This window comes from Pseudomonas sp. H2_A10, from assembly GCF_054680085.1.
Genome location: NZ_CP162821.1, coordinates 2,836,582 through 2,855,154, shown reverse-complemented (window position 1 = coordinate 2,855,154; position 18,573 = coordinate 2,836,582). Strand labels below are relative to the sequence as shown.

The 18,573-nt window shown below is 62.8% G+C and carries 15 protein-coding genes and 1 pseudogene; 6 read left to right on the top strand and 10 right to left on the bottom strand.

Annotated features, from left to right (window positions below):
- Positions 1-207 precede the first annotated feature (207 nt).
- The 4 genes from AB4O23_RS13235 to AB4O23_RS13220 all read right to left on the bottom strand — a co-directional run bounded on the left by AB4O23_RS13235 (position 208) and on the right by AB4O23_RS13220 (position 4,872).
- Positions 208-1,107 carry a LysR substrate-binding domain-containing protein gene (locus AB4O23_RS13235; RefSeq protein ID WP_017527792.1) on the bottom strand — a complete coding sequence of 300 codons (900 nt, stop codon included), beginning with the start codon at positions 1,105-1,107 and terminating at the stop codon, positions 208-210.
- Positions 1,107-2,027, bottom strand: a complete 921-nt coding sequence (locus AB4O23_RS13230) for a LysR family transcriptional regulator (RefSeq protein ID WP_065877693.1) — start codon at positions 2,025-2,027, stop codon at positions 1,107-1,109. The genes AB4O23_RS13235 and AB4O23_RS13230 overlap by 1 nt, the downstream gene beginning before the upstream one ends.
- Before the next feature lie 25 nt (positions 2,028-2,052).
- Positions 2,053-2,682, bottom strand: coding sequence for a glutathione S-transferase family protein (locus AB4O23_RS13225; RefSeq protein WP_017527790.1), 630 nt, complete (start codon positions 2,680-2,682; stop codon positions 2,053-2,055).
- A 144-nt stretch (positions 2,683-2,826) separates the two neighbouring features.
- A complete protein-coding gene (locus tag AB4O23_RS13220; protein ID WP_137219804.1) occupies positions 2,827-4,872 on the bottom strand; it encodes an FAD-binding oxidoreductase in 2,046 nt (681 codons plus the stop codon).
- 195 nt (positions 4,873-5,067) lie between these two features.
- On the opposite strand from AB4O23_RS13220, the gene AB4O23_RS13215 reads away from it, so the two are divergent.
- Positions 5,068-5,526 carry a VOC family protein gene (locus tag AB4O23_RS13215; protein ID WP_017527788.1) on the top strand — a complete coding sequence of 153 codons (459 nt, stop codon included), beginning with the start codon at positions 5,068-5,070 and terminating at the stop codon, positions 5,524-5,526.
- Positions 5,527-5,588: 62 nt separating this feature from the next.
- The gene (locus AB4O23_RS13210) at positions 5,589-6,215 is read left to right on the top strand and encodes a glutathione S-transferase family protein (protein ID WP_065877697.1); all 627 of its coding nucleotides are present in this window, start codon (positions 5,589-5,591) and stop codon (positions 6,213-6,215) included.
- A gap of 24 nt (positions 6,216-6,239) precedes the next feature.
- On the opposite strand, the gene AB4O23_RS13205 is transcribed toward AB4O23_RS13210, so the two are convergent.
- Positions 6,240-7,976 carry an OPT family oligopeptide transporter gene (locus AB4O23_RS13205; protein ID WP_068935567.1) on the bottom strand — a complete coding sequence of 579 codons (1,737 nt, stop codon included), beginning with the start codon at positions 7,974-7,976 and terminating at the stop codon, positions 6,240-6,242.
- Between the two features lie 373 nt (positions 7,977-8,349).
- Between AB4O23_RS13205 and AB4O23_RS13200 the strand changes: the two genes are divergently transcribed.
- The gene (locus AB4O23_RS13200; RefSeq protein WP_217855232.1) at positions 8,350-9,471 is read left to right on the top strand and encodes a lactonase family protein; all 1,122 of its coding nucleotides are present in this window, start codon (positions 8,350-8,352) and stop codon (positions 9,469-9,471) included.
- 65 nt (positions 9,472-9,536) lie between these two features.
- Here AB4O23_RS13200 and AB4O23_RS13195 read toward each other — a convergent pair whose 3' ends face one another.
- On the bottom strand, positions 9,537-11,594 hold the full coding sequence (locus AB4O23_RS13195; RefSeq protein ID WP_017527784.1) for a methyl-accepting chemotaxis protein: 2,058 nt from the start codon (positions 11,592-11,594) through the stop codon (positions 9,537-9,539).
- A 351-nt stretch (positions 11,595-11,945) separates the two neighbouring features.
- Between AB4O23_RS13195 and AB4O23_RS13190 the strand changes: the two genes are divergently transcribed.
- Positions 11,946-12,497: an RNA 2'-phosphotransferase gene (locus AB4O23_RS13190; protein ID WP_460063499.1), complete on the top strand. Its 552-nt coding sequence runs from the start codon at positions 11,946-11,948 to the stop codon at positions 12,495-12,497.
- On the opposite strand, the gene AB4O23_RS13185 is transcribed toward AB4O23_RS13190, so the two are convergent.
- The 3 genes from AB4O23_RS13185 to AB4O23_RS13175 all read right to left on the bottom strand — a co-directional run bounded on the left by AB4O23_RS13185 (position 12,476) and on the right by AB4O23_RS13175 (position 14,267).
- Complete coding sequence (locus tag AB4O23_RS13185) at positions 12,476-12,766, bottom strand: DUF3144 domain-containing protein (RefSeq protein WP_065877699.1); 291 nt, start codon at positions 12,764-12,766, stop codon at positions 12,476-12,478. The two genes, AB4O23_RS13190 and AB4O23_RS13185, sit on opposite strands and share 22 nt — an antisense overlap.
- Positions 12,767-12,847: 81 nt before the next feature.
- A complete protein-coding gene (locus tag AB4O23_RS13180) occupies positions 12,848-13,543 on the bottom strand; it encodes a tRNA (adenine(22)-N(1))-methyltransferase (protein WP_460150517.1) in 696 nt (231 codons plus the stop codon).
- Between the two features lie 13 nt (positions 13,544-13,556).
- Positions 13,557-14,267 (bottom strand): FadR/GntR family transcriptional regulator, encoded by a 711-nt coding sequence (locus AB4O23_RS13175; protein WP_017527780.1) that lies wholly within the window; start codon positions 14,265-14,267, stop codon positions 13,557-13,559.
- A 338-nt stretch (positions 14,268-14,605) separates the two neighbouring features.
- Between AB4O23_RS13175 and AB4O23_RS13170 the strand changes: the two genes are divergently transcribed.
- Positions 14,606-15,967, top strand: a complete 1,362-nt coding sequence (locus AB4O23_RS13170; protein WP_065877705.1) for an MFS transporter — start codon at positions 14,606-14,608, stop codon at positions 15,965-15,967.
- A gap of 19 nt (positions 15,968-15,986) precedes the next feature.
- On the top strand, positions 15,987-17,312 hold the full coding sequence (gene gudD, locus AB4O23_RS13165) for a glucarate dehydratase (RefSeq protein WP_017527778.1): 1,326 nt from the start codon (positions 15,987-15,989) through the stop codon (positions 17,310-17,312).
- On the opposite strand, the pseudogene AB4O23_RS13160 reads toward gudD, so the two are convergent.
- A pseudogene (locus tag AB4O23_RS13160) lies at positions 17,313-18,439 on the bottom strand (mechanosensitive ion channel family protein).
- Between the last annotated feature and the right edge of the window lie 134 nt (positions 18,440-18,573).

Sequence of the window (18,573 nt, the reverse complement as noted above, 5' to 3'; positions counted from 1 at the left end):
GCCAAAGTAGCCTGGTTGCGCCATTGTCATGCTCGATGTCGACACGCAGGCAAACCGTGGGCGTCAGCGGCAGTCGACCCAATCACAACGCAGTTCCAAATGTGGGGCTTGCTCCCGATTGCGGTGTGCCAGCCAACTTATCTGTATCTGACACTCTGCCATCGGGAGCAAGCCCCCTCCCACAGTGGATCTGCGGGCACTTGCGCCTCAGCGCAACGCCGGGTGCTCGCGCAGATGGTCGACCAGGAAATCGACCAGGCTGCGTACACGCACCGGCGCCTTGAGGCCTTCGCGGTATACCACCTGCACCGGAATCGATGCCGGCTCGCAGGCGGATAACACCCGGCGCAGGCGCCCGCTCTGCAAATAGTCGTACAGCGCATAACTCTCGCACCGCACCAGCCCGGCGCCATGGGCAGCGGCGTTGATGGCTGCCTGCACGGTGGAGCAACTGAGGTGAGGGCGCGCCTTGAGCAGGCAGGTTTCGACGCCGGCCTGGAACGGCCATTGCACCTTGTCCTGATGGGCCTGCACGGCGATCAGTCGGTGCTGCAGCAGGTCGTGTGGAACCTGGGGTTGGCCATGGGCGGCCAGATACGCCGGGCTGGCGCAGATGATCGAGCGCACCTGCCCGACCGGGCGCGCAATCAACGAGGAGTTGGGCAAATGCCCCATCACCACGGCCACATCCACGCCTTCCTCATGCAGGTTGACGAGGCGGTCATGATAATGCGCAAAGAGCCGCACCTGCGGGTACAGGTCCATGTAGCGCGTCAGCATCGGCGCCATGACATAACGACTGAACAACAACGGCAGATGCACCCGCAGGCTGCCTTGTGCCTGCACGTGCAAGCCCTTGGCAAACGCTTCGGCCTGCTCGACGTCATCCAGGATGCGCGAACAGTCAGCCATGAACGCCGCGCCCGCTTCTGTCAGCGCCACACCGCGCGTGCTGCGCACCACCAGCGGTACGCCAAGCCGCGCCTCCAGGCGGGCGATGGCGCGCACCAGTGTCGGGCCGGAGACCTCCAGCAGGCGCGCCGCCGAGGCAAGGCTGGGGCGCTGCGACAAGGCGCGAAACATCAGCATTTCATGGTAGCGGTCCATCACGCGGCGCCGGGGTGTACAGGCTTGAGCCTGAAATCCTGGCGCAGACGCTCGACCAGAAAGTCCACGCAGGTGCGCACCTTGGCCGGCACCCGTGTGGTGTTCTGGTACACCACATGAATCGGCAACGCGGCAGGCTCGAACGCTTCGAGCACCAGGCTCAGCTCGCCATCGGCCACACGTTGCGCCACTTGATAGGACAACACCCGGGTCAGCCCCCAGCCCTCACAGGCGACATGGATCGCCGCCTGGTTGGCACTCACCACCAGGCGTGGGTCCACGCGCACGCTCAAGGGGCCGGCATCACTGCGAAAGTGCCAGTCGCTCAGCAGCGTGCTGGCGCTGGACATCACCACATTGGCGCGGCTCAACTCGTGGGGATGGCTGGGCCGACCGTGACGCGCAAAATACACCGGCGCGCCGCAAACCACCTGGCGCACCTCACCGACCTTGATCGCGTGCTGCTGGCTGTCGTGCAGATGGCCGATGCGGATGGCCACATCGATGCCTTCCTCCGACAGGTTAACCAGCCGGTCGACCAGCAATGCGTTGACCTGTACGGCGGGAAACAGGTCGAGGTAATCAGCCAGCAACGGTGCGATGTAGAGTTCGCCGAACAGCACCGGCGCGGTCACTGTGAGGGCGCCGCGCGGCAAGGAGTAGCCGCCCGAGGCGGATTGCTCCGCCTCGTCCAGCTCGCTCAGGATGCGCCGGCAGTCTTCCAGGTAGCGCTGGCCCGCTTCGGTCAGGTGCAGGCTGCGCGTGGTTCGCGCCAGCAACTGCGTGCCGATGCGCGCCTCCATGGCCGCAATCGCCCGCGTCACGCTCGGCGCGGAAATGTGCAGGCGACGCGCCGCGGCGGCGAAACCCTCTTCTTCCGCGACGCTGACAAACACCTGCATTTCTTGAAAGCGATCCATGGCAAACCCGTTGTGGTGGTGTGAATCACGCCTGTTGCAGGCCTATGGCGGTACGTTGCATGCCGGCAAAACCGGGCAACGCTTCAATGCGGCCCAGCCATGCACGCACCTGCGGGTAGTCGCTCAAGTCGACATTGCCTTCCGGCGCGTGGGACACGTAAGTGTAGGCGGCGATATCGGCGATGGTTCGCGCGCTGCCGGCCAGGAAGGGGCTGTCGCCCAGTTCTTCTTCCATGACCTTGAGCAAGGCGTGGGAGCGCGCGATCGCGTCCTCGGCGTTATACGCTGCACCGAACACCGTGATCAACCGCGCCGTGGCAGGGCCCGCATGGATCTGCCCGGCCGCTACCGACAACCAACGCTGCACCCTGGCCTGCCCCAGCGCGTCGGCGGGCAACCATTGGCCATCGCCGTACTTGACGGCAAGGTAGGTGAGGATGGCATTCGAATCGGCCAACACCGTGCCGTTGTCGTCGATGACCGGCACTTGGCCAAAGCGATTGAGGGCCAGGAATTCGCGGGTCTTGTGCGCGCCGTTGGCCAGGTCCACCGAGATCAGCTCGGTGGGCAAGCCCAGCAGCGACAGCATCAACTCGACCCGGTGGGCGTGGCCGGACAGAGGGTGGCGGTACAGTTTGATCGGGTTGCGGGACATGACGTGCTCCATTTATCAAAGGTAGGGTTCAAGACGCTAGTGCGTCTGTGGGGCCATGTTCGGCCGTCGCGTTCAACAGCGGAATTACCAGGGTGTGCAATCCAGCATTTCACAAAGCGCAATGATCGGCGCCACGCCTGGGGCTTAGATGTCCAGCACCAGCGGCTCGCTGCCCTGAGCCGGCACGGCGCAGCAGATCAGCACTTCGTTGGGCGCCAAAGGCTCGGCGGGGGTGTTGAGGTAATGCACCTGGCCACGGCGCAAGGTGGATTTGCAGGTGCCGCACGAACCGCCGCGACAACTGAAGGGCGGCGTGAGGCCACGTGCTTCGGCCAGCTCCAGCAAGGTGCCGGCGCCGGGTTCCCAGCGCGCCTCTTTAGCGGAGGTGGCAAACAGCACTTTCACCGCTTCGCTGGAGACCGGCGTTTGTGGCGCCGCGGCCACGCTCACCTCGCTGTCGCGTACCAGCGTGGATGGCCCGAAGGTTTCGGCATGAATGCGCTCGTCCGGGATACGCAGCGCGCGCAGGCCGTCGTACAGCGCCTGGGTGAAGGTGCCGGGGCCGCACAGGTAATAGTCGTAGTCATCCAACGGCAGCACCGACTTGAGCAGCGAAATGTCGATCCTGCCCACCGCGTCGTAGCCCGGCCCCGGCCCAGGCGCCTGGCTGACAACCCGCAACCAATGCAGCTTGTCCCCGGCTCGTGCCAGCAGCGCCTTCAGTTCATCGGTAAACGCCAGCTCCTGCACCGTGCGCGCACTTTGGATCAGCCAGGTCGGGCGCATGCGGTTGATGCGTTTGCCTTCGTATACCACCTCGCGCAGCATCGACAGCAACGGCGTGATCCCCACGCCGGCGCCCAGCAACACCAACGGCCGACGCTCGGCGGGCCGCACCGTGAAGTGCCCCTGGGGCGCCCGCACTTGCAGCCGGTCGCCAACCTGAAGCTGCGCATGCAAATGCGAAGACACCGCGCCGTCGCGCTTGACGCTGATGCGCAGGAAATCATCGGACGGCGCACTGGAGACGCTGTAGGTGCGAATCACCGCCGCCGCGTGGCCCGGCAATGTCACGCGCACCGGCAGATGCTGCCCCGGCGCATAGACCGGCAGCCCCGCACCGTCGTCGGCGTGCAGGTAAAACGAGCGGATGTGTGCACTTTCATCAACCACCCGCGCCACCCGCAGCGCCCGCCATTGCGCGCTGAGGGCCTGGGCCTTGAACCGTTCGGCGGCCTGCGACCAATTGCCGGTCATCAGTGAGCTGGGAGACACCCCTTCGGCCTGGTCTTCCCAGCGCAACCCGAGCGCAGCCTTGCGGTAGACGCTGCGTTGCGGGGTAAACCGCCACAGCCGCTCGGCGCCCTGGAACGCGGCGATTTCGGGGTCATCCAACAGCACTTGGGCGCTGCCGCTCATTTGCAACAGGTCACCGCTGGCAAAATCGACAAAAACCAGGCCCGCACGCGGGTTCAGCAGGATATTGCCCAGGGTGTTGAAGAACAGGTTGCCGGAGAAATCCGGCACGGTCAGGCTGCCGTCCGCCTCCACGCGCACGAAGCCGGGCAGCCCGCCGCGATGGGACGCATCGACCTGCATCTGGCCGTCGCGGATCACGTAAGTGGCCACGTAGAACGAGTCCGCCGTGGTCACCAGGCGCCGGATCAACGGGTCGTTGGCGGGCAACTCGACCACAGGGCCAGGCTGTTCGTCGACCACGCGGTACTGGCGCAGGTTGATATAACGCGGGCAGTTGCCATAGGCCTGGGTGACTTCGATCTCAACGCCCTGCTTGAGTTGGCGACGCACAATGCCGTTCATGCGGTTGCGGCGTCGGGTATGCAACTCGATGCCCAGCATGCCGATCGCACGCCCCTCGCCCAAGCCCTCCTGGGCCGGGTCCTGGGGTTGCGGCGCCAGCGTAATCCGCAGGGTTTGCGGGGTGGGCGACTGCATGAAGCCCGGCTGCCCGCTGCGCAGGGTCGCCCACACATCGCCCTGGCGGTCCACGCTGCCCAGCACCACAAAGGGCAGTTGCGCATAGAACTCGCGGTGCTGGTCTGGCATCCAGTCGCGTGCCATTTGCCGCTGGCCCACGCCGGCCATCATGTCTACCGCGCCCACGCTGCGCTGCAAGGCCAGTTCGCCCGCGTGCCACGGTGAGGCCGGCGGTGTCGAGATCTCATCCATTGGTGCTCTCCTCGATCGCGCCTTGGGTTAAGCAAGCACAGCGCGCGGTTGGATTTTTGCGCTATCGGCTGCTGGGCGGAACCTGCACGAATGGCAATTGAGTGTTTCAGTGCCTGAAAGGATGCCGTCGAGATGGATATCCCTGTGATACCTATCGTGGTTACGATGGTCGTCGATTCGCAAAGGAGGCACCCCATGGACCTGAAATTCAGTCACGTCGACGTACTGGTCGCCAACCTTGAAGACGCCTGCGCCTACTACGCGCAAACCCTCAAGGCGCGTATTTCCAGGACTTTCATCTGGGACCGGGGCGGCCTGCATGTGCGTTATGCCGTGGCGCTGATGGGCCAGGAGCGCTTCATGCTGGTTCAGCCGATCGCGGGCAACCTGCGGGAATTGTTGGACGCCCATGGCGAAGGCATGATCTATCGTCATTGCTACTCGACGCCGGACATTGAGGTTGCTTACGACGAACTGGTGGCCTCGGGCGTGCAACCCGAAGATGAAAATGGCCAGCCATTGGCGAAGCAAAACCTGCAAACGCCGGCCGGCGGGCGCATTATCTGGCTGCCCAAGCGCTTTGGGCATTTCTCTATCGAGATCCTCGAAGAGAAGGGCCTGGACGCGTTCATCGAGGCGGCGTTCGCCGATTGAGGGCACTCTGCGCCCGCACAGCAGTCTGTTCCTACACCTACCCCTCAGCCGCCGGAGTTTCCATGATCATTGTTCACCACCTCAACAACTCACGTTCGCAGCGCATCCTGTGGCTGCTCGAAGAGCTCGGCCTGCCCTACGAGATCAAGCGCTACCAACGCGACCCGAAGACCAACCTCGCGCCGCCTGAACTCAAGGCGATCAATGCGCTGGGCAAGTCGCCGGTGATCGAAGACGCTGGCAAGGTGGTGATCGAGTCCGGCGCCATCGTCGACTACCTGATCCGCCGCCATGGCGCAGGCCGCCTGCAACCGGACCCGGCGGGCGCGCGCTACGATCAGTACGTGCAGTGGCTGCACTTCGCCGAAGGCTCGGCCATGCTGCCGTTGATGCTCAACCTGTACGTGGGGCGGTTGGGCGATGCCGGTGCGCCGTTGCACCCGCGGATTGAATCGGAAGTGGCCAACTACCTCGGTTATCTCAACGACGCGCTGGCAACGACGCCGTACCTTTTGGGCGATGAGCTGAGCGGCGCGGATATCCAGATGAGCTTTATCGGCGAAATCGCCAAGGCGCAGGGCAAGTTGCAGGCATACCCGCACTTGGCGGCGTGGGTGCAACGGTTTCAGGCACGGCCGGCGTATCGCCAGGCGCTGGAACAGGGTGGCGAGTATGCGTTTGCCAAGTAGATAACAGGCGCTCAATGGTGGCTGCTATCCGAGCATCTGCCATAACGACGCCCCTACCCCGGTAATGCTCTCCCCGGCAATCAATCCCGCCGCCGCGGTAATCGCGAAACGCTCGGTGAGGCTCGGCCAGCGGCAGCTCACCAGCCAGGTCAGTATCGCGCCCAGCGCCATCATCAGCGATACCGACGCCGGCAACACAAAGGCCAGCCCCAGTGCGGCGGCACTGGGCAGGTAACGGGAGCGATGCGCGGGCAACAGGCTGTCAAGCCCCCCCAACAACACGCCCATCACAGCGCCAATGGCAATCGCCCAACGGATACTCAGCGACAACGAATCCAGCCCATGGGTGAGGGTTTGCGCCACGGCTTTCCAGGTCGCCACTGCCGGGGCCGGCCATTCCTCGGTGAGCAACATGGACTGCGGATCGGGAATCAGCGCCAGGTAGGCGCACACGCCGACGATGCTGCCGATGAAAATCCCCAGGATCTGCGCGATCACCTGCTTGTGCGGCGTGGCGCCAATCGCCTTGCCTACCTTGAAGTCGTTCATCAGGTCGGTGCACTGTCCGGCCGAGCCGCCGGCGGTGTTGGCGCTCATCAGGTTGATCGGCACCTGGCCGGGCGCGACGATGCCGAAACTCAGTTGGGACAATTGCCCGATGGCGCCAATCGGCGGAATGCCGGTGGCTCCCACTACACGGGCGGCCACGGCGGCCAGGCAAATCGCCAAGGGGATGGTCAATAACGCCATCCACAGGTTGATGCCGAACAACAGCGCCTGCAGGCTCACCACGAATGCAATCGACAACACGAAGCCTGCGGCAGGCCCAGGTTTTGGCAGAGTCCAGATGGCGCCACCGCCGGCCTTGATGGAGGAGCGCAACGCCCACAGACGGATCGTCAACGAGGCCAACGTGGAGCACACCATCAGGCTCACGCCCGGCCACAGCAGCCATTCCACCAAAGCGGCGAACTGCGGGCCGCTGCTGTCGGCCGGCAACGTCACCAAACCTTGCGCCAGCAGCCACGGGCCCAGGCCGCCCCAGGCGAGCAACGCGCCAAGCAGCAGCGTGAGACCGACGCGGATGCCGATGATGCCGCCAAACCCCAGCAACAGCAGCGAAGGGTCGGCGGTAAAGGTCAGGCGTTCCAGATGGGCCGTCGGTGACCAACGCGGGAAGGTCCACATAAAGGTGTCTACCCACTTCACCATGCCGGACAACAACGCCGCGCTGAGCAACACCTTAAGGCGTGTCGCAGCTTCGCGGCCGTGGTTATAGATATGCAGCAGGGTTTCCAGGGTGGCCATGCCTTCGGGGAATTTCAGCGCCTTGTCATTGAGGAGCGACGGCCGCAGGTACCAGGCGATCCAAATACCCAGGAAACTCACCGAAAACACCCAGGCAATCATCGGCAGCGCGTCCAGTTGGTTACCGGTCAGCAGGGTGTAGGCCGGGATCGGCGCGACCAACCCGCCGGAGATGATCGAAGCGGCGGCCGAAGCGACCGTCTGGTTGATATTGCTTTCATGCAGCGTCCACGGCAGTTGCCCGGACGAACGCTTGGCCACGCCCTGGAAAATCGCATAACCCACCAACAGAGCAATGATGGACATGTTGAACGACCAGCCGATCTTCAGGCCGGCGTACACGTTGGAAGGGGTGAGCAGGATGCCGAGCAGCGTCCCCATGATGACAGCGCGCAGGCTGAGTTCGCGTTCGACGGGGGGGTGCTGGGCAAAGGCTGGCGAGGCTGAAAGCATGCGGATTCCTTTCGGCGATCAAACGGAGCGACCTGACAAGTGAGCCCCTTGGAGCGCGAAAGGTTCCTGAGCCAGCCGCTGACGCACCCGCGTTTGTGGGCAGATCCGTTAAGCGCAGATCCCTGTGGGAGGGGGCTTGCTCACAGGGGATCTTCATTGCTTTGAACATTGCGTTCGCTTAACTGATCGGCACTTTGGGGCAAATAGGCCGTATGGGCCAGGGGATCGGCTCGCCGCCAAACCGTCGGCCCAGGACCAGGTTGGTGCGAGGCGCCAAGATGAAGAAGTCAGTGCGCCGACCAAACACCCATTGCCGAGACTCCCGCATAGTCATACGATGACTGACCACAATCAAAACAATAAAGGTCCGCTCGTGAATAAACCTCTCATTCTGGCCGCCGCCATTGCCTGCGGCCTCGTCGCACACGCCAACGCCACCACCTTTGCCTACATCTCCAGCCCCGGCGATGGCTTGATTTCTCAATATCGCCTCGATGAAAGCAACGGTGCACTGAGCCTGGTCGAGCAAGTAACGGCGGGCGATCAGGTCAACCCGATGGCCCTGAGCCCGGACGGCAAGACCTTGTTTGCCGCGCTGCGGGTCAAGCCGTTTCAGGTGCAGGCGTTCAGCATTGACCCGGCCAGCGGGCATTTGACGCCAACGTCCAAGGCGCCGCTGGCCGACAGCATGGCCTACCTGGCCACCGACCGCGCCGGGCGTTATCTGCTCGCGGCCTCCTACGGTGCCGACCTGCTCAGCGTGCAGCCCGTCGACAAGGCCGAGCCGATCCTCACCTACAAAACCGGCCTGCACGCGCACTCGTTGCGTACCGACCCGAGCAATCGCTTCGCGTACGCCGGCAACCTGGGCACCGACCATGTGCTGCAATACCGCTTCGACGCCAACACCGGCGCACTCACGCCGATCGGCACGGGCTTTGTCAGCGTGCCGGCCAATACCGGCCCTCGGCACCTGGCGTTCTCGGCCAACGGTCAATACCTGTATGTGGTCGGCGAAATGAGCGGCACCGTGACCGCGTTTGCCATCGACCACAACACCGGCGCGCTGGCCCAGGTCGGCGTGGCCAACGGCATCCCCGCACGCTTGAAACTGGCCCACGGCGAAGTGCGCGATGCGCGCAACAATGACCTCAAAGACGACCCGACACCGCGCATCTGGGCCGCCGACCTGCGTCTGTCGCCGGATGGCAAGCTGCTGCTGATGAGCGAACGCACCAGCAGTTCGGTATCGGCGTTTGCGCTGGACACAGCCACGGGCGGCCTGCGCTTTCTCGACAACTACCCGGTGCAAGAAAAGCAGCCGCGTAATATCGCGTTTTCGCCCAATGGCCGATGGTTGCTGGTGACGGGCGAGAAAAGCGACACGGTCGGGGCGTATGCGGTCAGCGCCAACGGGGCATTGAAGCGGGTGGGAGAAGCGGCGTCGGGCAAGGGGGCGTTGTGGATTGAGGTGTTGCACACCCAGGCGAAGTAACCCTCAGCACCCTTCGGGAACGATGCAGGTGGTGAGCGGGCTTGCCCCGCTCACCACAACGCCGCTCAGCCCAAACGAAACCGCGCCGTGTTGTCACTCAACGCCTGGCTGCCCTTGCTCAAGGTGTCGGCCGCGCGGTTGACTGCGCGGGCGCCGTCCAATAAGCGCCCTGCGGCCTGATCGACTTGCTGGATATTGCCGCTCACTTCGTCCGCCGTCGCCGCTTGTTCTTCCACGGCCGTGGCGATTTGCGCCAGGGTGTCGGTGACGTTCTGCACCGCGCCGGCAATCTCGCCCAAGCGCGCGCCCAGGCCGGTGACGGACTCGGCATCGGTGAGTGCTTGCTCGCACGCGGCGCCCATCAAGGTGACCGCCTGGCTGACGGTCGCGCGCAGGCTGTCGACGGTGCCGGCGATCTGCGCCGTGGAAGCCTGGGTGCGTTGCGACAGGCTGCGCACTTCATCGGCCACCACCGCAAACCCCCTGCCCTGCTCACCGGCACGCGCCGCCTCGATGGCCGCGTTGAGCGCCAGCAGGTTGGTCTGTTCGGCAATGCCGCGAATGGTGTCGACCACCGATTGAATCTGCTGCCCCTGCTGGCTCACCTGCTGCAACGCATCGGCGGTGTCGGTAAGGCGTTGGTTGAGCTGCTGGATGCTCGCGGTGGTGCGCTGGCTGTCACGGCTGCTGTCTTCGGCAATGCGCCGGGTCTGCTGGGCGCTGCCCGAGGCTTGCTCGCAGCTTCTGGCGACGCCCATGGAGGTGGCGGCCAACTGCGTGGCGGCAGCGGCAATCTGGCTGATCTGGTGTTGCTGGTCTTCGACTTCAGTGAGGGTGCTGCCCGATTGCGAATTGAGGGTGAGCACCGCTGAGCCCAGTTGCTGGGTTTCGTGATTGACCCCCAGCAGGCTGGTGCGCAGCTGCATCACCGCCACGTTCAGTGCCGTGCTGATAGCCGCCAGTTCGTCACGCCCTTCCACCGCCACTTCCACGCACAGGTTACCGTCGCGCAGGGACTCGGCCAGGGTGGTGATGCCACTGGCGCTGCGGCGGATGGAAGCTTGCAGGCACACGAACAGGTACAGCGCCGCCAGGGCCAGCAGGCCGAACGTCAGCGCCAGGGGAATGAAGCGTTGGTTGGCGTGGCTGTGGTAGTAGCTCAAGCGCGCATCCAGCGAGGTGAGCGACTGCACACGCAGCGCGCCAAGCGAGGCGAGCGTGGTGTCAACACTGCGCTCAAAGCTGGTGGTGTCAAGCTTGATACTGCCGCCGAACACGCCGTCATCGAGCACTTTGAGTTCGTTATCCAACAGCTGCAGGCTGTTGTCGTACTGCGCGGTCCAGGGTTGCATGCCGTCGAATTGCTTGGCTTTGAGCGCAGTCGCAGCCTTGTCCAACTGGTCGCGCGCGTCGCCGATGCGGCTGCGCAGGTCGCGCATCTGCAAACGGCTTTGCAGGGTGAATTGCCCGGACGCGATGGACGATTGACCGACACTGGCCATGCGACCGATGCGCTCGATCAGGTCCGGCGTCTGCTGCGTGCCCATCTGCATCAGCATGTAGGTTTCCAGCCAGGGGTCGAGGATCAGGCCGGCGTCCAGGGTGATCTGCTCACGCAGGGTTTGCATCGCGCTCAGGGCCGAGGTGAAACGGTCGTAGCCGTCCGGCCACCAGCCCACGGTGCGCAGGGACGCGGAGTCCATGCCCTTGACCGTGGCCTGCAACGCGTCGAAGCGCGCCAGGATATCGGCCCCGGCGTTCTGGGTTTTGAGGGTATCGCCCAAGGTTTGCAGGCTTTGCTGGATCAGTGGGAAATTCGCATCGACCTTGTCCATCGCCGCCTTCGCCGCCGGCGTCGGGGCGTGCAGGATGTCTGCTGCTTTCCAGCGCGCGGCCAGGTTGCGCTGGGCGGTCAATTGGCCGTCCAGTGTGTCCAGGGCCAACAGTTGGCGGACGCCGGACTGTTCGTTGGAAATCACGCTTAATTTTTCACGATAGTCCTGCCCGATCATCCACAGGCTACCGGCCAGGGGCAGCATGAACAGGAAAAACAGAATCTGGAATTTACGTGCGAAACCGAGACGTCCGAGCAGGCGGATACCGGGTGATAACAAGCTGTGCATGTCCGACCACTCCCAAAAACAACCCACGCGAATAAACGGCAGGCCAAGCCTTGAAATGACTAACGGCAAAATGCCATGTCATTGATTAGCTTGGCACTAGCAAGATACGAGCCGCCGGCACGCAGCCCCGAAACAGCGCGCTCGGTGTGCTTATGGTGCCGGTGGCGCGCACGAAAATGGGGCAAAAGCACTCAGTGTCGGCCAGGGTGTTGTAACCGGCGGAGACGACTACCTGAGATGCGCTCCAAAACATCTTCAATTACAGGCATCCTATCGGCCGCGAACCGAACAAACTTGAAGGGCTGAATGCGTCTGACGGCAATCAAGCTCACCTCGGAAAAGGAAATCCTCTTGAATAAGAAACAACGCGACGATATCAGCAGATTCCTCAGCTACGTACTGCGCCATGCCCCGGAGTCATTGAGTATTGCACTGGACAGCGACGGCTGGACCGATATTGACGAACTGATCACAAAAGCCAACCGCCACGGGCATAACGTTGACCGCCAGGCCTTGCTCGATGTCGTTGAGACCAACGATAAAAAGCGCTTCACACTCTCCGACGATGGCTACCGCATCCGCGCCGCCCAAGGCCATAGCACTGAACACGTGCAGGTGCAGCACATCGAAAAGGAACCGCCGGCCGTGCTCTACCACGGTACCGCCAGCCGCTTCATGGCCTCCATCGACATTCAAGGACTGATTCCGGGCAGCCGGCACCATGTGCACCTGACAGAGAACCCTGAGACCGCGATGGCCGTCGGCAAGCGCTATGGGCAACCGGTGCTGCTCAGCATTGATACGCACGCGATGAGAAAGGCAGGCATGCGGTTCTTCCAGGCGGACAACGGCATATGGCTGGTGGACGCAGTACCGGCGCCCTATTTGACTTGCATGTACTGAGTAAAATTATTGATGTGATCGTCCAGATTGTCTTCAAGCATCATCCGGTACTGCTCACAGAAATACTTCAGCATCGCCTCGCGCTCCTCGGCCATGTGCGCGCCGGATTTAAAATTACGCGCACACGCCCAGGCATTGAACCGGGTGGTGCCGAACATCATTGAGGCGCTGACCTGACCGAGGTCTTCGAAGGTTTTGAGCTGCTCGTTCGACAGTTCGATATGTGCGTCTGCGCGGTCGTAGAAGGCTTGGTCGGTGGTGTCGGCCATGGCAGGTGTCCTGGGTGAGCGAATGAGGCGGTTATTGGAGCATATCCGGCGCCATGGATGCGGATCCGGCGACAACAGCGATCAACCCAGCAATTGAATCATCCACTGAATCTGCCGGGCTATCTCTTGGCGCTTAGCCTCGGGCAGCGTCTGCCGTGCCTGTTCGAAGCCGGCCAGGGTCTTGTGCTTGAGGCGCAGCGCGCGTTGCCACTTGACCAGGAAGACCGGCGTACGCGCCTGCATGTGCAGCGGGCCGAAGTACAATTCTTCAGCGCTGTACACCACCGGCTCCGAGCGCTCGGCGACGATGATTTCGTAGTAGAAGCGGTTTTCGTGCAGCAACTCTTCACTGACGATGCGGTAGCCGTTGTGCATCAACCACACGCGCAGCGGTTGCTCGCCGCCGTTGGGTTGCAGGACCAGCCGCTCATGACCGCTCAAATGGGCCTTGCCGGCTTCGAGGATGTCGCGGATCGTTTCGCCGCCCATGCCGCACAGGCTGACGGCGGTGATACGGTCGTCGGGTTCGATGGCCGACAAACCATCGGCCAAGCGCACGCGGATGCGCTGCTCCAGGCCGTTGTCACACACGGTACGCTTGGCCGCTTGAAAAGGCGTGGCGGCCACCTCCCCCGCCACGGCCGCCTCGATCACGCCACGGCGCAACAATGCCACCGGCAGGTAGGCGTGGTCCGAGCCGATATCGGCCAGGCGTGCGCCGTGCGGTATATGCGCCGCCACGCGCTCCAGGCGCTGGGACAATGTCTGTTCGTTCAACCTTGAGTCCTTGTCATTCGCCGGAAAACCGATCCCGGCTGTTGGTCAGGTGCAGCACCATGGCGGCCCGCGCCGCGTCCGGGTCCTGGCGTTTGATCGCATTAAAAATCGCCTCATGCTCAAGGTTCGCCAATTGCCCGAGCTTGGCAAAATCGGCGCCGCCGCGCTCGGCGCCCTTGACCTGAGTGCGGGGAATCATCGCATTGCCCAGGTGCGACATGATTTCGCTGAAGAACGTATTGCCGGTGGCCTCGGCGATCAGTTGGTGAAAGCGCTTGTCCTCTTCCACACAGCTGTCGTGGTTGGCCAGGCAGGCCTGGTAGTCATCCAGCGCCTGGCGCATATCGGCCAGTTGCACCTCGCTTCTGCGCAGCGCGGCCAGCGCTACCGCTTGTACTTCCAGGCCCAGGCGCAGTTCCAGCATGTTACGCACGCTGGCCACCGTATCCACATGCAGGCGCAAGCCCTGCTGGGCGTTTTGCTCCAGCACGAAGGTGCCGATGCCATGCCGCGTCTCCACCAGCCCCGAGGCCTGCAACTTGGAAAGCGCCTCGCGCACCACCGTACGGCTGACGCCGTGCTCACGCACGATGGTGGATTCGGACGGCAGTTTTTCACCGGGTTTCAATTGCCCGAGCTGGATGCGCTGGGTCAGGGCATCGACCACGCCTTGGGCCAGGTTGTTAGAGCGTCTACGCAGGGGCGCTGGGCTTTCAATGGGCATTGCGGGAGGTCCACGAGGTTGGGCTGGGCGGAGCTTAACATCCTGCTGGAGGGACATTGCTGAGCGCGTGAGAAAACCATCATCTTGTATGACAACCAATCTGTAGCGTTTAACAACTGACGCTATCGAGCGGGCATTTTCAAACAGAGGAATTCAACGCAAGCGCTCACAAAACCCCAATAAATACGGACTAATAACTAAATCAAGCAGCCCCCTGGTCACCTTATAAACACAAAAACACCCCGCCATGGATTGCGAACCCCAGAAATGCACTTGTATGATGTCTATCAACAACACATACAAACCCGCATAAAAATAATCAGGGGGAGTTTTCCATTGTGACTCGTTCAAGCCATGCATCCGTTGCACCCACCCGCGATCCCGTCCTCGCGCGCGCCGTGAGCAAAGTGAAGCGCCATGTGCTTCCACTGTTCGTGATCATGTTCATCCTCAACTACATCGACCGGGTCAATATCGGCTTCGTGCGCACGCACATGGAGCATGACCTGGGCATCGGCGCCGCGGCCTATGGCTTTGGCGCCGGGTTGTTCTTCATTGGCTACGCCCTGTTCGAAGTACCGTCCAACATGCTGCTGCAAAAGGTCGGCGCGCGCATCTGGCTGACCCGCATCATGTTCACCTGGGGCATCGTCGCGACGATGATGGCGTTCATCCAGAACGAAACCCACTTCTACATCCTGCGTTTTCTGCTGGGCGTGGCCGAGGCCGGTTTTTTCCCTGGGGTGATCTACTACTTCACGCGCTGGTTGCCGGGCGTGGAGCGCGGTAAAGCCATCGCGATTTTTCTCAGCGGCTCGGCGGTGGCGTCGTTGATCTCGGGCCCTCTGTCGGGGGTGCTGTTGCAGATCGAAGGCTTTGGTTTTCATGGCTGGCAATGGATGTTCGCCATCGAAGGCCTGGCCTCGGTGGTGATCGGGTTCTTTGTGTGGTTCTGGCTCGACTCCAAGCCCCACGATGCCAAATGGATGAGCCGTGAAGAGCAGGACGCACTGGTCGGCGCCATCGACGCCGAACAACGCCAGCGTGAAGCGCTGACCAGCGTCAAACCCACCCTCGGCAAGCTGCTCAAAGACCGTCAGATCCTGCTGTTTTGCGCGTTGTACTTCTGCATCCAACTGACGATTTACGCGGCGACATTCTGGCTGCCGAGCATCATCAAAAAGATGGGCGACTTGAGTGACGTGCAGGTGGGCTTCTTCAACTCGATCCCCTGGCTGATCTCGATCATCGCCATGTACGCCTTCGCGTCGCTGTCGGGCAAGTTCAAGTTCCAGCAGGCCTGGGTCGCGGCGGCACTGTTGATTGCCGCGGCAGGCATGTTCATGTCTACCACCGGTGGGCCGATTTTCGCCTTCGTGGCGATCTGCTTTGCGGCCATCGGTTTCAAGTCGGCGTCATCGCTGTTCTGGCCGATCCCCCAGGGTTACCTGGATGTGCGCATCGCGGCGGCGGTGATCGCGCTGATCAACTCCATCGGCAACCTCGGCGGCTTCGTTGCGCCGACCACCTTCGGCTTCCTGGAACAGACCACCGGTTCGATCCAGGGCGGCCTCTACGGCCTGGCCGGCACCTCGGTGCTGGCGGCGATCCTGGTGTTCTTCGCCAAGACCGCGCCCTCTGCCGTATTGACCCCGACAAGCGTGGCGCCCAACAGCGCCGCCGTCAGCAAACCTCTTTGAACCTTTCAGGACACTTGCCATGAATACTCCAGTCGTCACGCACTTGCAGGTTATCCCCGTCGCCGGCCACGACAGCATGCTGCTTAACCTCAGCGGCGCCCACGGGCCTTTTTTCACACGCAATATCGTCATCCTCAAGGACAGCTGCGGCAACACCGGCGTGGGTGAAGTGCCCGGTGGCGAACGCATCCGCGAAACCCTGGAAGACGCACGCAGCCTGGTGATCGGCCAACCGATCGGCCAGTACCAGCGCGTGCTGAATCAAATGCGCAGCACCTTTGCCTCGCGGGACTCGGCCGGGCGCGGCCTGCAAACCTTTGACCTGCGCATCACCATCCACGCGGTCACCGCCATGGAGGCCGCGCTGCTCGACCTGCTGGGGCAGTTCCTCGACGTGCCGGTGGCCGCCCTGCTCGGCGAAGGCCAGCAGCGCGATGCGGTGAAAATGCTCGGTTACCTGTTCTACGTCGGCGACCGCAACGCCACCGACCTGGCTTACCGTAACGAAGCGGACGCTGACGACGATTGGTTGCGCCTGCGCCATGAAACCGCGCTCACCCCCGAAGCGGTTGTGCGCCTGGCCGAAGCCGCCAAAGCCCGGTACGGCTTCAACGACTTCAAGCTCAAGGGCGGCGTATTGAGCGGCGACGCGGAAATCGAAGCGGTCACCGCCCTGGCCGAGCGTTTCCCCGATGCACGCATCACCCTCGACCCGAACGGCGCCTGGTCTCTGAAAGAAGCCATCCGCCTGTGCCGCGACCAGCACCACGTGCTCGCCTACGCCGAAGACCCATGCGGTGCCGAAAACGGTTACTCGGGCCGCGAAGTGATGGCTGAGTTCCGTCGCGCCACGGGCCTCAAGACCGCCACCAACATGATCGCCACCGACTGGCGCGAAATGGGCCATGCGATCCAGCTGCAATCGGTGGACATTCCGCTGGCCGACCCGCACTTCTGGACCTTGCAAGGCTCGGTGCGCGTGGCGCAGATGTGCCATGAATGGGGCCTGACCTGGGGCTCGCACTCCAACAACCACTTCGATATTTCCCTGGCCATGTTCACCCAGGTGGCTGCCGCCGCGCCGGGCGACATCACCGCCATCGACACTCACTGGATCTGGCAGGACGGCCAGCGCCTGACCCGTGAACCCCTGAAAATCGAAGGCGGCTATGTGAAAGTACCGGCCAAGCCTGGCCTGGGCGTGGACATCGACATGGACGCCGTGGCCAAGGCCCATGAGCTGTACCAAGGCATGGGCCTCGGCGCGCGGGATGACAGCGTGGCGATGCAGTTTTTGATACCGGGTTGGCGCTATAACAACAAGCAGCCTTGCCTGGTGCGCTGATCAAGCATGCTCGGCGCGCGCCGGAGACGGCGTGCGCGAAGGCCGTGCGGCAGCGTCGGGCATTGAAGCGACGTGCACGGTGCGCGCCGGGAAAGCAAAGCAAGCGCCAAGCTCAGCGACCGCCTTCATGATGCTCAGGTTGATCCGCTGCTGCACGTCCATATAAACGTTATAGCTCGCGTCCAGGACGATATAAACCGTCTCGAACTCGAGCGCGCTCTCGCCAAAATTCCTGAAATGGCAGCGATCGAACCTGGCCAATTCTTCACGCTTGATGATCTCCTGCACCCGTTGCGTGACTTGGCGGACCTGTTCGGTGGAGCAGTCATAGGTCAGGCGAAACTCGAACACAATGCGGCGTTCCTGCAGCCGCTTGTAGTTCTGGATGGTGCTGCTGATCATGTCGGCGTTGGCCATGACAATCTGCTCGCCACCCAGGCTTCGGATGCGCGTGGTCTTCAGGCCCACATGCTCAACCGTACCGGCCAGCGTGCCCACTACGATGAAATCGCCGACTTCAAAGGGCTTGTCGACGGCAATGGACAGCGAGGCGAACACATCGCCCAGGATGTTCTGCACCGCCAGCGCCACCGCGATACCGCCCACGCCGAGGCTGGCGACAAACGCGGTGATGTTGACGCCCAGGTTCGACAGCATCGCGAGCAGAATCACTGCCCATAACAACACCCTCCCCCCCACAAACTCAAGGTTGCCAGGGCGCTGGCCTGAAACACCCCGTTGGCGCTGTGGCGAGAGAAATAACGGTGCAGCCCCAGCGCCAGGGCGCGGTTGGCCCACAGGCCGATCTGCAACGCCGCCACCACAAACCACAGGCTGCTGACCCGACCGAGCCAGCGCTGCGGCAAATCCAGCAAACCGACCCCGACCAGAATCGAGGCCAACAGCAACAACGTGGTGCTGGTCGCCGACAGCACTTGGCTGGCGATCAAACTGAGATGACCATTACCGGCGCTCGCCCTGGCCTGGACCTTGCGAAACACGAAGCGGATGGCGGTTCTCGCCAGCCAGTAACTGAGCGCTGCGGCGCACACGGCAAGCGCCCAACTGGCCAATGAAATGCCCAGGATCGTGTAGGTGCTGAAAAAGTCTGCGAATTCCTCGGTCATTCAAACCCCCTTTGAAGCCTGCGACGGCGCATGCGCCTCAGCGCATGGCCGACTGCAGCCCGGTAAACGCCGCTTGCTCTGGCGGTGCCGTCAAACAGCCTGTTTGGGTTAGGCGCCGTGGGTATGCGGCTGTT